At 71.6% G+C, this 13775-nt stretch carries 11 protein-coding genes and 1 tRNA gene; 4 read left to right on the top strand and 8 right to left on the bottom strand.

The window, feature by feature from the left end; translation table 11 throughout:
* Window positions 1-78: 78 nt before the first annotated feature.
* The 7 genes from U8D42_RS24180 to selD all read right to left on the bottom strand — a co-directional run bounded on the left by U8D42_RS24180 (window position 79) and on the right by selD (window position 8886).
* Window positions 79-633 carry a type 1 glutamine amidotransferase domain-containing protein gene (locus U8D42_RS24180; RefSeq protein ID WP_322860783.1) on the bottom strand — a complete coding sequence of 185 codons (555 nt, stop codon included), beginning with the start codon at window positions 631-633 and terminating at the stop codon, window positions 79-81.
* Window positions 623-985 (bottom strand): hypothetical protein, encoded by a 363-nt coding sequence (locus U8D42_RS24175; protein ID WP_322860784.1) that lies wholly within the window; start codon window positions 983-985, stop codon window positions 623-625. Before U8D42_RS24175 ends, U8D42_RS24180 begins: the two co-directional genes overlap by 11 nt.
* 383 nt (window positions 986-1368) lie before the next feature.
* Window positions 1369-2355 (bottom strand): LLM class F420-dependent oxidoreductase, encoded by a 987-nt coding sequence (locus tag U8D42_RS24170; protein ID WP_322860785.1) that lies wholly within the window; start codon window positions 2353-2355, stop codon window positions 1369-1371.
* A gap of 81 nt (window positions 2356-2436) precedes the next feature.
* Complete coding sequence (gene nrfD / locus U8D42_RS24165; RefSeq protein WP_322860786.1) at window positions 2437-3516, bottom strand: NrfD/PsrC family molybdoenzyme membrane anchor subunit; 1080 nt, start codon at window positions 3514-3516, stop codon at window positions 2437-2439.
* 7 nt (window positions 3517-3523) lie between these two features.
* Window positions 3524-4537, bottom strand: coding sequence for a 4Fe-4S dicluster domain-containing protein (locus tag U8D42_RS24160; protein WP_322860787.1), 1014 nt, complete (start codon window positions 4535-4537; stop codon window positions 3524-3526).
* Entirely contained in the window at window positions 4500-7835 is a 3336-nt protein-coding gene (gene fdh / locus U8D42_RS24155; protein ID WP_322860788.1) for a formate dehydrogenase, read from the bottom strand. The genes U8D42_RS24160 and fdh overlap by 38 nt, the downstream gene beginning before the upstream one ends.
* A gap of 10 nt (window positions 7836-7845) precedes the next feature.
* Window positions 7846-8886 carry a selenide, water dikinase SelD gene (gene selD / locus U8D42_RS24150; protein ID WP_431523809.1) on the bottom strand — a complete coding sequence of 347 codons (1041 nt, stop codon included), beginning with the start codon at window positions 8884-8886 and terminating at the stop codon, window positions 7846-7848.
* A 19-nt stretch (window positions 8887-8905) separates the two neighbouring features.
* On the opposite strand from selD, the gene U8D42_RS24145 reads away from it, so the two are divergent.
* The 3 genes from U8D42_RS24145 (at window position 8906) to U8D42_RS24135 (ending at window position 11999) form a co-directional block, all read left to right on the top strand.
* A tRNA-Sec gene (locus tag U8D42_RS24145) sits at window positions 8906-9000 on the top strand.
* A gap of 18 nt (window positions 9001-9018) precedes the next feature.
* Window positions 9019-10299: an L-seryl-tRNA(Sec) selenium transferase gene (selA, locus tag U8D42_RS24140; RefSeq protein WP_085241340.1), complete on the top strand. Its 1281-nt coding sequence runs from the start codon at window positions 9019-9021 to the stop codon at window positions 10297-10299.
* Window positions 10287-11999 carry a SelB C-terminal domain-containing protein gene (locus U8D42_RS24135; RefSeq protein ID WP_322860790.1) on the top strand — a complete coding sequence of 571 codons (1713 nt, stop codon included), beginning with the start codon at window positions 10287-10289 and terminating at the stop codon, window positions 11997-11999. The genes selA and U8D42_RS24135 overlap by 13 nt, the downstream gene beginning before the upstream one ends.
* Here U8D42_RS24135 and U8D42_RS24130 read toward each other — a convergent pair.
* Complete coding sequence (locus U8D42_RS24130; protein ID WP_090418874.1) at window positions 11983-12447, bottom strand: GatB/YqeY domain-containing protein; 465 nt, start codon at window positions 12445-12447, stop codon at window positions 11983-11985. The genes U8D42_RS24135 and U8D42_RS24130 overlap by 17 nt on opposite strands.
* Between U8D42_RS24130 and U8D42_RS24125 the strand changes: the two genes are divergently transcribed.
* A complete protein-coding gene (locus tag U8D42_RS24125; RefSeq protein WP_322860791.1) occupies window positions 12446-13768 on the top strand; it encodes a hypothetical protein in 1323 nt (440 codons plus the stop codon). The two genes, U8D42_RS24130 and U8D42_RS24125, sit on opposite strands and share 2 nt — an antisense overlap.
* Window positions 13769-13775: the final 7 nt, after the last annotated feature.

Here is a 13775-nt window from a genome sequence, read left to right as displayed (position 1 = left end):
CCGCGGCGATCACTGCTTGGCCTGTGTAATGCCCGCAAACCGATGGGTTCAAACGGCGTGCGGAAAGGCCATTTCCCGCTAACTCGCAGGGGCGTGGGCGAATTGCTGCACGATGGTCGCGCAAAACGCGGGGAGGTCTTTCGGTGAGCGACTGGTGATCACATTGCCGTCGACCACGACCTCCTCGTCCACCACGTTCGCCCCCGCGTTGCGCAGGTCGGTACGGATGGAGGGATACGACGTGAGCGTCCGACCCTTTGCCACACCGGCTTCCAGCAGCGTCCAGGGCCCGTGACAAATCGCGGCGACCGGCTTTCCGCAGGAGACGAAGTCGCGCACGAAGGAGACGGCGGAGCTGTCCATCCGCAGCTTGTCCGGATTGACGGTGCCGCCCGGAAGCACCAGGCCGTCGAATTCGGATACCGAGGCGTCAGACACCGCCCGGTCGACTTTGAAGGTTCCGGCCGGCTCGAGATCGTGGTTGCGGGCCTGGATTTCACCCGTCTTCAGCGAGAGCAGCTCGACCTGGGCGCCTGCCGCCTCGAGCGCCGAGCGTGGCTGCTCGAGTTCCACCTTCTCGACGCCGTCGGCGGCGAGAATCGCGACTTTTTTGCCCTGCAATTCATTCGCCATGACTATTCCCCTTTCCCATTCTTGCGGTCAGCTCGGATTGAGGATGACTTTGGTGCAGCGGTCCTCTTTGTTCTTGAAAGATCTCATATCCATGGGGCGCCTGGTCAAGCGTCAGATGATGGCTGACGATGATGGTCGGCTCGATGTCGCCGTTGCGAATCCGGTCCAACAGCGGGCGCATGAAGCGGTGCACGTGACACTGTCCGGTCTTGATGGTGACCGACCGGTTCATCACCGCCCCGATGGGAAACTTGTCCATCAGGTCGCCGTACACGCCGACGATGGAAATCGTCCCGCCATTGCGGCCGCTCATCGCCGCTTCCCGAATGGCATGCGGCCGTTCGGTTTCCATCCGGGCGGCCTGCTTGACGCGATCGTAGGCGCATTCCCGCGCGCCCAGCGCGCGGATGACCCGGCGCGACCGGGGGTGTCGTCGACACCCGCCACGGCAGGAACTTTTCCGGGGGCCACCAGCTCGCTCAGCCCCAGTCCGAAACTGGCGATGCTGAGTGCCTTCACCAAAGCCGAGGTGGTGTCGGCGGACCGATCGCCCATCGTCAGCTCCCCTTGCCTTGCGGTGGACCACATATCGGGCAAAGTTGCTGACCGACAGCCGCTTTGCGGATCTACAGGTTCTCGGCTCTGCTTGCCGGCCTTCACGCGCCGCACTAACCCGTACTTACCGGGCGCACGATCAAAGCCGGATACCCGGGCAGATACCGCCCAAACCTGGGATCAGTTTGCTGCGCTGCGCAGTGCGGCAAGCAACGGTTCGGCGGCTTCTTTGAGGAAGAGGTCCTGGGATTCGCCGCCAACCTGGACGAGCGCCACGTCGGTGAACCCGGCTTCCCAGTAGGGCCGGACGGCCTCGACGATCGCGTCGAGGTCGGGGCCGCAGGGGATGGACTCGGCCACATCCTCGGGGCGGACGAACTGGGTGGCGCCGGCGAAGCCCGCCGGCGTCGGCAGGTCCGCGTTGACCTTCCAGCCACCGGCGAACCAGCGGAACTGGTCGTGGGCGCGTTCGATGGCGGTGTCGCGGTCGGGGTCCCAGCAGACCGGGATCTGGCCGACGACGCGGCCGCCGCCGGCGAGGTTGGCGGCCTGCCGCGCGGCGTGCCAGGCGTCGACGAGCTCGCCGTCCGGCTCGACCGCAACGAAGTGGTCGGCCAGCCGGCCGAATTTGTCGATGGCCTTGGCGCCGCCCATCGCCACCGCGATGCCGACCGGGATCTCCGGCACGTCCCACAACCGTGCGGAGTCCACCTGGAAGTAGTCGCCGCTGAAGTTCACCAGCTGGCCGCCGAACAGCTCGCGGATGATCTTGATCGCTTCGCGCAGCATGTCCTGACGGCGCTCGACGGTGGGCCAGCCCCTGCCGACGATGTGCTCGTTGAGGTTCTCCCCGGTCCCGAGGCCGAGCGTGAACCGGCCGTCAGACAGGATCTGCACGGTGGCGGCCTGCTGGGCGACGACGGCCGGGTGATAGCGCATCGTCGGGCAGGTCACATAGGTGTAGAGGTCCACCCGTTCGGTGGCGTGCGCCACCGCGCCCAGCACCGTCCAGGCGTTGGGCGCATGTCCCTGCGACGTCAGCCACGGGGAGAAGTGGTCGCTGCACACCTCGAAGTCGAAACCGCGTTCCTCAGCGGAAACAGCTTGACGGACAAGGTCTTTGGGTCCACTCTGTTCGGTCATCAGAGTGTAGCCAAAATGCGTCATAGCGCCAGGATTACCCCGGTGCCGCGGGCTCAAACCGCCTCAGTCGCCTCCGGGGGCGTTACGGCGGCGGCACGGGCAAGTTCAGCCCGCGGTGGTGATCGAGTCGTCCGCGACGCCCGCCGCGCGGCGCGCCGCCAGCCGGCGCTTCTGCGGCTCGATCGTGTAGCGGGGGTGGCGGGCCGATTCCAGGCCCGCCTCGAACACGCCGAAGCGGGTCAGCGCGGACGCCGTCGCCAGCGCCAGGCCGGACACGGCCGCGACGCCGCGGTTGCGGCCACCGAGCAGCGTGCCCAACCCGCCGGCGATCACCAGCCGCTCGCTCCACCGCAGCATCCGGCCCGGGGCGCCGTGGTGCAGCGGCTCGGCGGCGACCGGGTCCATCCGGCGCTCCATCACCCTCGTCGCCACCAGGTCGCCGAGCACGCCGAACACGGCCAGCGCGCGGGCCGGACCGGCCTCGGCGACCGGGGTGGTGACCATCGCCAACCCCGACGCGGCCAGGCCGGCCGAACTGACGAACACGAACGGCAGGTCCTCGTGGGCGGCGTTCCACGTCGGGGTCGCCGTGTCGGACAGCAGCACCGCGGTGTAGACGGCCAGCGGCGGGGCGAGGAGCGCCGCCTCCAGGCCGGCCGGTCCCTCGACGGCGCGCAGCACCGGCCGCAGCGGGCCCAGCGGTAGCCGCTCCCCCATCATCCGATCGACCTCGGCCGCGGCGGCCACCCCGATCCCGGCGCCGAAGGCGCTCAGGATCCACGAGCCGAGGTTCATCGGCGAGGTGAGCTTGAACGTGCGCAGCATGTGCAGGAACCGCTCGGGCCGGCCCAGGTCCTTCACCAGCGCGACGAGGCTGAGCAAGACGGCCGCCAAGCCGGTCAGGCGGGCGTTGCGGCGCAGCTGGGTGCGGCCGGTGAGCTGCGCGCCGGCCGCCAGCAGGCCGGATCCGCCCGCGACGCCGCCCAGGAACAGGTACGCGGCCACCTCGGACTCCCACGGCGGGGGCTTGACCACCGGACGCCCGTAATAGGAGCTGAACTCGGCTTCGGGCACCATCGGCATCTCGCGCGAACCGTCGCCGCCGCGGCGGCCCTTGCGCTGCCGCTTGCGTCGGCCGCCGGCGGGCTCCGGCGGGCGCAGGCTGTCGTATTCCGAAGTGCTCATGGGCTTTTCACCGGCCTTTCCAGAAGGCCAGCGCCGCGGCGGCGAACATGCCCGCCGCGGCCACGCCCGCTCGTTTGAACATCTGGGGCAGATCGGCCGTGCACACGCGCGGGTCGGGCGGCAGGCCGTAGATCTCCGGCTCGTCGAGCAGCAGGAAGATCGACCCGGTGCCGCCCACGCCGTCGTGCTCGTTGGCCCCGTAGAGGCGGGCCTCCGTGAGCCCCTGGGCGCGCAGCGCGGCGACCCGTTCGCGCGCCTGGACCACCAGGTCGTCGTGGTCGCCGAACTTGATCGACGTCGTGGGGCAGGTCTGGGCGCACGCCGGGATCTGGTCCTCGACGAGGCGGTCGTAGCACAGCGTGCACTTCTGGGCGACGCCGGTGACGAACGGCTCGGTCGGGCGGCCCGGCCGCTGCGCGGGCGTCGCATAGGTGCCGTCGCTGCGGCGTTCGACCACGCCGAACGGGCACCCGGCCACGCAGGTGCCACACCCGTTGCAGACGTCGTCCTGCACGACGACGGTGCCGAACTCGGTGCGGAACAACGCCCCCGTCGGGCAGACGTCCAGGCAGCCGGCGTGCGTGCAGTGCTTGCACACGTCCGACGACATCAGCCAGCGGAACTCCGGGGTGTCGGGCGGTGTGAGGTCCGGTCGCGGCGCGGCGGCGCCGCCGCCGCCGTTGCCGTTGCCGTTGCCGTTGCCGTTGCCGGGAACAGCCGGCATGCCCAAATCGGTGAGGGCGCGCCCGGATTCGCGCGCCTCCTCGATGCGGTCGCGGCCCTGCTCGATGAAGGCGACGTGGCGCCAGGTGCTGGCGCCCAGCGCGCCGGTGTTGTCATAGGAGGAACCCAGCAGCTCCAGGTCGCCGTCGCGGGGGTTGCGGTTCCACTCCTTGCACGCGACCTCGCAGGCCTTGCAGCCGATGCAGATCGAGGTGTCGGTGAAGAATCCCTTGCGTGGCTTGGGTTCTGCCCAGCCGGCGTCACTCGTCGGGTCGGTCGGTCCGCTCAGCTGACCCATCGGCTCCCCCTTCCCAGACGCCGTCGTCGATGCGCACGTTGCCGGTCTCGGCGGTGGCCCCCGAGCGGGACTGATACTCGGCGATCAGCCGCAGCAGGTCCTCGCCCTGCGGCCGGCGCCCCGGCCGGATGTCACACGAGCCGGCCTTCGACTCCTGGATCTGCACGTTGGGGTCCAGCGTCACGCCGAGCAGGTCGTTGGCCGCGTCCCCGCTGACGACGGCGTCGCCGCCGACGCCCCAGTGATACGGCAGCCCGATCTGGTGCACGGTGTGACCGTTGATCACCAGCGGCGCAACGCGTTTGGTGACCAGGACCCGCGCCTCGATCGCCGCGCGCGGCGACACGATCGTGGCCCACCCATAGGGCTCGAGGCCGCGTTCGGCGGCCAGCTCCGGGGACACCTCGCAGAACATCTCCGGCTGCAGCTCCGACAGGTAGGGCAGCCACCGGCTCATCCCGCCGGCGGTGTGGTGCTCGGTGAGCCGGTAGGTGGTGAACACGTACGGGTACACGTCGGCGCCCGGCTCGCCGGCGCTGGGCGCGCTGAGATTGTCCTTGCGCGGGAAGGTGATTCGCCCCGGGTTGCGCTGCTGGGGGTACAGCGCGTTGGCGACCGGGGACTCCTGCGGTTCGTAGTGCGTGGGCAACGGCCCGTCGACCACACCCTTGGGCGCGAACAGCCAGCCCTTGCCGTCGGCCTGCATGATGAACGGGTCGTCCCCGGCGAGCGCGTCGGGACCGCCCACGTCGGGATCGGGCCGGCTGCCCGGCGCCCGGTCGGCCACGAAGTCGGGCACGTCGTAGCCGACCCAGCGGTGCTGATCCGCGTCCCACCACACGTATTTCTTGCGTTCGCTCCACGGCTTGCCGTCCGGGTCGGCCGACGCGCGGTTGTACAGAATTCGCCGGTCGGCCGGCCACGCCCAGCCCCACTCATGCTGGCTCGGTGAGGGTCCGCCGTGCGGGACGCGGCGGGCGGCCTGGTTGGTGGCGTTCGCGTAGACGCCCGTGTAGATCCAGCACCCCGCGGCGGTCGAGCCGTCGGCGCGCAACTCGGTGTAGGACGACAGGGGTTTTCGCGGCGCGCCGCCGCTACTGACGTGATAGCCGTTGATTTCGGCGAGCACGGCTTCGCCGTCCGGCTCGCCGTTTTCGTCCTCCGGGTAGTCCCATGTCAGGTCCAGCAGCGGCCGGTCGCGCTCGTCGGTCGAGCCGGCGAGCCGCTGCCTGATCCGCTTGCCCAGCTCGTAGAAGAACGCCAGCTCGCTCTGACACTGTCCCGGCGGTTCGACGGCCTTGTGACGCCACTGCACCAGCCGCTGCGTCTGCGTGAACGATCCCGCCTTCTCCACGTGCGTGGCCGCGGGCAGGAAGAACACCTCGGTGTCGATGTCCTCGGTTTTCAGTTCGCCGGAAGCGATCTCGGGCCCGTCCTTCCACCAGGTGGCCGACTCGATGAGGTTGAGGTCGCGAACCACCAGCCATTTGAGGTGGGACATGCCCAGCCGCTGCATGCGGCCGTGCGCCGATCCGACCGCCGGGTTCTGGCCCAGCAGGAAGTAGCCCTCGACCTCGTCGGCCAGCATGCCCATCACGGTCTGATAGGTGCCGTGCGGGCCGGACAGCCGGGGCAGGTAGTCGTAGGCCCAGTCGTTGTCCCGCGTGGCCGCCTCGCCCCACCACGCCTTGAGCAGGCTGATCGCGTAGGTGTCGGCGTTGGCCCAAAAGCCCTTCTGTTTCTTCGATCCCACCGTGTCGAGATAGTCGGCCAGGGTGTCATGCATGCCCGCCTTGGGCATGGGCAGGTAGCCCGGCAGCAGGTTGAACAGAGTCGGGATGTCGGTGGACCCCTGGATGGTGGCGTGGCCGCGCAGCGCCATGATGCCGCTGCCCGGACGGCCCACGTTGCCCAGCAGGAGCTGCAAAATGGTTGCGGTGCGGATGAATTGGGCGCCGAGGGTGTGCTGCGTCCAGCCGACGGCGTAGGCGAAGCAGGTGGTGCGTTCGCGCCCGGAGTTCTCGACGATGGATCGCGCGAGGTAGTCGAAGTCGGCACGGGAGATGCCGCAGACGTCGGTGACCATCTCCGGGGTGTAGCGGGCGTAGTGGCGCTTGAGGATCTGGAACACCGTGCGCGGGTGCTGCAGGGTTTCGTCGCGCTTCACCTTGGCGTGCGCGAGCGGCGGGCCGCCGCTGCCGTGCTCGTCGCCCGCCGCGCTCGCCGATGCGGTGCCGCCGTGGGTGTGGCCACCGCCAGCTGACTCGACCTGGCCGTTGCTCTCCTGCTCGTACGCCCACGTCGACGTGTCGTACTGCCCGGTCTCGGGGTCGAAGCCGGAGAACAGCCCGTTGAGATCCTCGGTGTCCCTGAACTTCTCGTTGATCAACGTGGCGGCGTTCGTGTAGGCGATGACGTACTCGGAGAACCACAGGTCATTGCTGAGGACGTGGTTGATCAACGCGCCCAGCAGCACCACGTCCGAACCGGCCCGGATGGGGATGTGTTTGTCCGACACCGCCGAGGTGCGGGTGAAGCGCGGGTCCACGTGGATCACCCGCGCGCCGCGGGCCCGGGCCTCCTCCACCCACTGGAAACCCACCGGGTGGCACTCGGCCATGTTGGAGCCCTGGATGACGATGCAATCGGCGTTCGCCATGTCCTGCAGTGTTTGAGTGGCGCCGCCGCGCCCGAAGGAGGCTCCCAGACCGGGAACCGTGGCGGAGTGTCAAATGCGGGCTTGGTTCTCGATCTGAATGGCGCCCGCGGCGGTGAAGAGCTTCTTGATGAGGTAGTTCTCTTCGTTGTCCAGCGTCGCCCCGCCCAGCGCGGCGATGCCCATGGTGCGGCGCAGCAGGCTGCCCTTCTTGTCGATGTCCTGCCAGGTGTGGCGGCGGGACTCGACGAACCGGTCGGCGATCATGTCGATCGCGGCGTCCAGCTCGAGGGGCTGCCATTCGGTCGCCCGCGGCGCGCGGTAGAGCACCTGCAGCTGCCGGCCCGGCGAGTTCACCAGCTGTTCACTGGCAGCGCCCTTGGGGCACAAGCGTCCTCGCGAGATCGGCGAGTCCGGGTCGCCCTCGATCTGGACGACCCGCTCGTCCTTGACGTACACCCGCTGCCCGCACCCCACCGCGCAATACGGGCAGATGCTCTGCACCACCCGGTCGGCCGTCGTCGTGCGCGGCGTGACGGCGCGGGTGCGCTTCGAGGTCACGGCGGATCCGCGGCCGAGCTTGTCTCCCGATCGCAGCTGACGCACGACGGGCCATTCCAGGAAAAGCTTGCGCATAGCCATGACCTTTACCCTAGTGCGCGGCGGCGAAACCCCGCTCGGTTCGCCGCACCACGATCGTGTGCTCGCCGCGCGGCACCAGCTCACCGATCACCGGGGCGCCCGGTACCTCACCGGCGACCAGCAGCCCGCCCGAGGTCTGCGCGTCGGCGAGCAACAGGGCGTCCTGTTCCCCGACCGCGGACAGGTCGGCGTGCGGGGCCACCCAGTCCAGGTTGCGCCGCGTGCCCCCGCTGACGTAGCCGGCCGCCAGCGCCTCCCGCGCCCCCTCCAGGTAGGGCACCGCCGCCGCGTCGACGATCGCCGTGACGCCGCTGGCCCGCGCCAGCTTGTGCAGGTGCCCGAGCAGGCCGAAACCGGTGATGTCCGTGGCACATTCGGCACCGGCGGCCAGCGCGGCGGCGGCCGCGTCGGCATTGAGCGTGGTCATCACCCGGATCGCCTGTTCGAAGCGCTCGCCGGTGGCCTTGTGCCGGCTGTTGAGCACGCCGACACCGAGCGGTTTGGTCAGCGACAGCGGCAGGCCGGGTTTGCCGGAGTCGTTGCGCAGCAACCGGTTCGGGTCCGCGATCCCGGTGACGGCCAGCCCGTATTTGGGCTCGGGGTCGTCGACGCTGTGCCCGCCGGCGAGGTGGCAGCCGGCCAGGGCGCAGACGTCCAGGCCGCCGCGCAGCGTCTCGGCGGCCAGCTCGAACGGCAACACGTCGCGCGGCCAGCCCAGCAGGTTCACCGCCACCACCGGACGCCCGCCCATCGCGTAGACGTCGGACAGCGCGTTGGTGGCCGCGATGCGCCCCCAGTCGTAGGCGTCGTCGACCACCGGGGTGAAGAAGTCCGTCGTGGCGATCAGCGCCGTGCCGTCGGCGATCCGCACCGCGGCCGCGTCGTCGCCGTGCTCCAGCCCGACCAGCAACTCACCGACCGGGTCGCGCGGCGCGACGCCCGGTGACGCCCCCAGCCCGCGGACCACCTCCTCGAGCTCGCCGGGCGGGATCTTGCACGCGCAGCCGCCGCCGTGGGCGTACTGAGTCAGGCGGTAGGTCACGGAATACATAATTGACTGCATGGTCCGAGGAGGCGTGTCCGGTCTGGTGATCGGCGCGGTCTTCAAAACCGTCGAACGGCAGACGCTGCCGCTGGCGGGTTCGATTCCCGTCCGCCTCCGCCATACTCTTCCGAGCCCCAAGTGAGCGACCCGCGCCGACGGGTGCCGCGGACCGACACGCTGCTCGCCGATCCGCGCCTGGTCGAAGCCCAGCGAGTGCTGGGGCGCGCGCTGGTGAAGTCGGTGATCGCCGACGCGCAGCGGCGGGCGCGCGCCGGGGAGATCGAGCCCGAGCGGGTCGCCGAGCACGCCCTCGGCGCGCTGCCGAGCACCGCGTCGAGCCTGCGGCCCGTCATCAACGCCACCGGCGTGGTGGTGCACACCAACCTGGGCCGCGCGCCGCTGTCGCGGGCCGCGGTGGACGCGGTGGTCGCCGCCGCGGGGACCACCGATGTCGAGTTGGACCTGACGACCGGCCGCCGCGGCCGCCGCGGCCGTGGCGCGCTGGCGGCGCTGGCCCGCGCGGTGCCCCTCGCGGGTGGCGTGCACGTCGTCAACAACAACGCGGCCGCGCTGCTGCTGACGGCGCTCACGCTCGCCCCTGGCAAGGAGATCGTGCTCAGCCGCGGCGAGCTGGTCGAGATCGGCGACGGGTTCCGCATCCCCGAGCTGCTGGCCTCCACGGGATCGCGGCTGCGCGAGGTCGGCACCACCAACCGCACCAGCCTGCGCGATTACGCCGAGGCGATCGGGCCGCAGACCGGTTTCGTCCTGAAGGTCCACCCGTCCAACTTCCACGTCACCGGGTTCACCTCGGCGGTGAGCGTCGCGGAGTTGTCGAGCCTGGACGCGCCCCTGGTGGTCGACATCGGCTCCGGATTGCTGGCCCCGCATCCCCTGCTGCCCGACGAGCCCGACGCCACGACGGCGCTGCGCGACGGCGCCGACCTGGTCACCGCCAGCGGCGACAAGCTGCTCGGCGGCCCACAGGCCGGCCTGCTGCTGGGCGACGCCGAAGTCATCGAACGGCTGCGCCGCCACCCGGCCGCGCGCGCCCTGCGGGTGGACAAGCTCACGCTGGCCGCTCTGGAGGCGACCCTGACGGGGCCGCCGACGCCGGTGGCCGAGGCGCTGGTCGCCGACGTGGCGGCGCTGCGGGCCCGTGCGGAGTCGCTCGCGGCCGCGCTGCCGGGCGCACGGGTGGTGGACTGCGTCGCGGCCGTCGGTGGCGGCGGGGCGCCGGACGTCCGGCTGCCCAGCGCCGCCGTGAGCCTGCCGGAGCCCTACGCCGCCGCGCTGCGCGCCGCCAGCCCGCCGGTCGTCGGCCGCCTCGAGGCCGGCCGGTGCCTGCTCGACCTGCGCACGGTGGCGCCCGAGGACGACGCGCTGCTGGCCGCGGCGGTGCTCGCATGTTCGTCATAGCCACCGCCGGGCACGTCGACCACGGCAAGTCCACCCTGCTGCACCGGCTCACCGGCATGTGGCCGGAGCGGCTCGCCGAGGAGCGGCGCCGGGGCCTGACCATCGACCTGGGCTTCGCGTGGACGGAGCTGGGTGGCCGCCAGCTGGCGTTCGTCGACGTGCCGGGGCACGAGCGGTTCGTGGCCAACATGCTGGCCGGGGTGGGGACCGTCCCGGCGGTGTTGTTCGTCGTCGCCGCGACCGAGGGCTGGATGCCGCAGTCCGACGAACACCTCGCGGCGCTGGACGCGCTCGGGGTCAGCCACGGGCTGGTGGTGATCACCAAGGCGGACCTGGCCGATCCCGGTCCCGCCGCCGAGCAGGCGCGCGAACGGTTCGCCGCCACCTCGCTCGCCGGGGCGCCCGTCGCGATCGGCACCGACCTGGAGCGGGTCCGCGCGGAGCTGCTGGCGCTGACCGGCCGGCTGCCGGTCCCGGATCCGGACGCCGACGTGCGGCTGTGGGTCGACCGGAGCTTCACGGTCCGCGGCGCGGGCACCGTGGTGACCGGCACCCTGGCGGCCGGGACGATCCGGGTGGGCGACGAGCTGGAACACGCCGGCCGGCGCGTCACGGTGCGCGGGCTGCAATCGCTGGGCCGCGATCGCCCGGCCGCCGGCCCGGTGGCGCGCGTCGCGCTCAACCTGCGGGGCGTGGACCGCCGGCACATCGGTCGCGGCGACACCGTTCGGACGCCGGGCGTGTGGCTGGACACCGCGGAGATCGACGTCGCCCTGCGGTCGGCGGGCGCGCTGCACCGCCAGCTGGTGCTGCACGTCGGGTCCGCGGCCGTGCCGGTGCAGGTGCGCCCGCTGGGCGAGGCGGCGGCCCGGCTGCGGCTGGCGGAGCCCCTGCCCCTGCGGGTCGGCGACGTGGGACTGCTGCGCGATCCCGGCGAGCACCGGATCGCGGCAGGCGTCGAGGTGCTCGACGTCCGGCCGCCCGCGCTGCGCCGCCGCGGCGCGGCCCGGGAGCGCGCCGCGGAGCTCGCCACCGGGCGGGTCTCCCCGCCCGACTGCGCCCGGGCCGCCGAGCTGCGGGCGATGGGCGTGCCGCTCGCCGGGCTGCGGGTCGGGAATTGGGTGGTGGATCCGCGGTGGTGGGCCGCCCGGCGCGAGTGCGCGACCGCGGCTGTGCGGCACTGGGCCGACGACCACGACATCGCGGCGGGGATGCCGCTCGAGACGCTGCGGCAGCGGGCCGGGCTGCCCGCCGCCGAACTGCTGCCGCCGCTGCTGGAGGGCACCGGCCTTCAGGTGGGCGACGGCCTGGTGCGCGCGCCGGGCGCGGGCCTGCCGGCCCGCGTCGACAAGGCGGTGCGCACCATCGAGGAGTGGCTGGCCGCCGAGCCCTTCCGGGCGCCCGAGGCCGACGAGCTGGCCGAGCTCAAGCTGGGACCCCGGGAGCTGGCGGCGGCGGTGCGCGCCGGGCGGCTGACCCGGATCGCCGACGGCGTCGTCCTGGGGTCCGGCGCGCTGGACCGGGCGGCCGGCGTCCTCGCGACGCTGCCCCAGCCGTTCACGGTCAGCGACGCGCGCCGCGCGCTGGGCACCACCCGGCGCGTCGCCGTGCCGTTGCTCGAGCAGCTCGACGCCCGGCGCGTCACCAGGCGGGCCGCCGACGGCACCCGGGTGGTGGGGTCGCCTACAGGCGCTCCTTGACCGCCGCCGACAACCGCGCCCCGTCCGCCTTGCCCGCCGCGATCGCAGTCGCCGCCTTCATCACCATGCCCATCTGCTTCATGCTCGGGCGCTCACCGATCTCCTCGGCGACCTGGGCGATCGCGGTGTCGGCGACGTCGGCCAGTTCGGCCTCGGTGAGCGGCGTCGGCAAATACTCGTCGATGATCCGCGCCTCGGCGTGCTCGTTGGCGGCCAGCTCCCCGCGGCCGTTCTGTGTGTAGATCTCCGCCGACTCGGCCCGCTTGCGCGACTCCCTGGCCAGCACCTTGATCACCTCGTCGTCGGAGAGGTCTTTGGCCTCCTTGCCGGCGACCTCCTCGGTTTGGATCGCGGCGAGCAGTAGGCGCAGGGTCGCCGTGCGCAGCTTGTCCTTGCTCTTCATCGCATCGGTCAGATCGGCCCGCAGCCGGGATTTGAGTTCCGCCATGGCAGGAACGCTACGCGCCGACGGCTTGGCCATGATTGAGAAATGCCCGGACCACCGACAGGATGTACCCCATGACGAACGACGGGCCCAGCCGCGAACGCCGCGGAACACGTTGACCGCGCCGCCGCCTGGCTATCCGGCTGGCCCGCCACCGGGCTACGGCCCCCCACCCGGATACGGCCCTCCACCGGGGTACGGCCCTCCACCCGGCTACGGACCCCCACCGGGGTACGGGCCCCCGCCCGGCTACGGACCGCCACCCGGCTACGGACCGCCGCCGGGCTACGGGCCACCACCGCCGGGGTACGGACCCCCGCACGGCTGGCAATCCGGCTTCCCGCAACGGGTTCCGGGTGCGGTCAAGCCCGGCATCATCCCCCTGCGGCCGCTCACCCTGGGCGACATCTTCAACGGGGCGGTGGGCTACGTCCGGGCCAACCCGAAGGCGACCCTGGGGTTGACCGCCACCGTGGTGGTGGCCATCCAGATCGTGACGAAGGTCGCCGTCTTCGGGCCGCTGGCCGCCTACGGCAGGCTGAGCGCCGACCACGCCAAGGAGCTGACCAACGGGGTCATCGGCGCCTGGTTGACCTCGATGGGCGCCGGCGTCCTGGTCGCCTGGCTGGGCGGCGTGCTGCTGTCCGGCATGCTCACCGTCATCGTCGGGCGGGCGGTGTTCGGCTCGCCGATCACCATCGGGGAGACATGGGCCAAGATCCGCGGGCGCCTGGTGCCGTTGCTCGGGCTGGCCTTGCTGGAAGGCGCCGCCCTGGCGGTGGTCGCGGGCCTGGTCGCCGTGATCATCGCGGTGCTGGCGGCGATCGGCAAGGCCGCGGCGGTGGTCGTTTTGGGCCTGCCACTGGCGCTGGCCGTGATCGCGTTGCTGGTGTACCTGTACACGGTCGTGTTGTTTGCGCCCGTGCTGATCGTGCTCGAGCGGCTGCCCGTCCTGGACGCCATCACCCGATCGTTCGCGCTGGTCCGCAACGGCTTCTGGCGGGTGCTGGCCATCCGGCTGCTGACGCTGGTGGTGACCTCCGTCGTCGCGGGCGCGGTCGCCGTGCCGTTCAACATCGCCAGCCAGTTCTTCCTCGCCACCTCGTCCACCGCGGCCTTCCTGGTCGGCACCGCGGTCTCGTCGGTGGGAGCCGCGATCGGCGAGATCATCACCGCGCCGTTCAACGCGGGCGTGATCGCGCTGCTCTACACCGACCGCCGGATGCGTGCCGAGGCATTCGATCTGGTGCTGCAGACCGGCGCCGCGGGCGGGCCGTACGCGGCCGAGTCCACCGACAACCTCTGGCTGACGCGACCGGTCTGAGGACGAG

The sequence above is a fragment of the Mycobacterium europaeum genome (genome assembly GCF_034555895.2).
Taxonomy (GTDB): domain Bacteria; phylum Actinomycetota; class Actinomycetes; order Mycobacteriales; family Mycobacteriaceae; genus Mycobacterium; species Mycobacterium europaeum.
The sequence above is the reverse complement of the archived record's forward strand: the minus strand, read 5'-3'. Positions and strand labels throughout refer to the sequence as shown.

Coding starts and splice junctions, on each gene's coding strand:
- U8D42_RS24180 (WP_322860783.1), bottom strand. CDS start 633: ATGGCGAATGAATTGCAGGGCAAAAAAGTCGCGATTCTCGCCGCCGAC.
- U8D42_RS24175 (WP_322860784.1), bottom strand. CDS start 985: ATGGAAACCGAACGGCCGCATGCCATTCGGGAAGCGGCGATGAGCGGC.
- U8D42_RS24170 (WP_322860785.1), bottom strand. CDS start 2,355: ATGACGCATTTTGGCTACACTCTGATGACCGAACAGAGTGGACCCAAA.
- nrfD (WP_322860786.1), bottom strand. CDS start 3,516: ATGAGCACTTCGGAATACGACAGCCTGCGCCCGCCGGAGCCCGCCGGC.
- U8D42_RS24160 (WP_322860787.1), bottom strand. CDS start 4,537: ATGGGTCAGCTGAGCGGACCGACCGACCCGACGAGTGACGCCGGCTGG.
- selD (WP_431523809.1), bottom strand. CDS start 8,886: ATGTATTCCGTGACCTACCGCCTGACTCAGTACGCCCACGGCGGCGGC.
- U8D42_RS24135 (WP_322860790.1), top strand. CDS start 10,287: ATGTTCGTCATAGCCACCGCCGGGCACGTCGACCACGGCAAGTCCACC.
- U8D42_RS24125 (WP_322860791.1), top strand. CDS start 12,446: ATGGCAGGAACGCTACGCGCCGACGGCTTGGCCATGATTGAGAAATGC.
- U8D42_RS24130 (WP_090418874.1), bottom strand. CDS start 12,447: ATGGCGGAACTCAAATCCCGGCTGCGGGCCGATCTGACCGATGCGATG.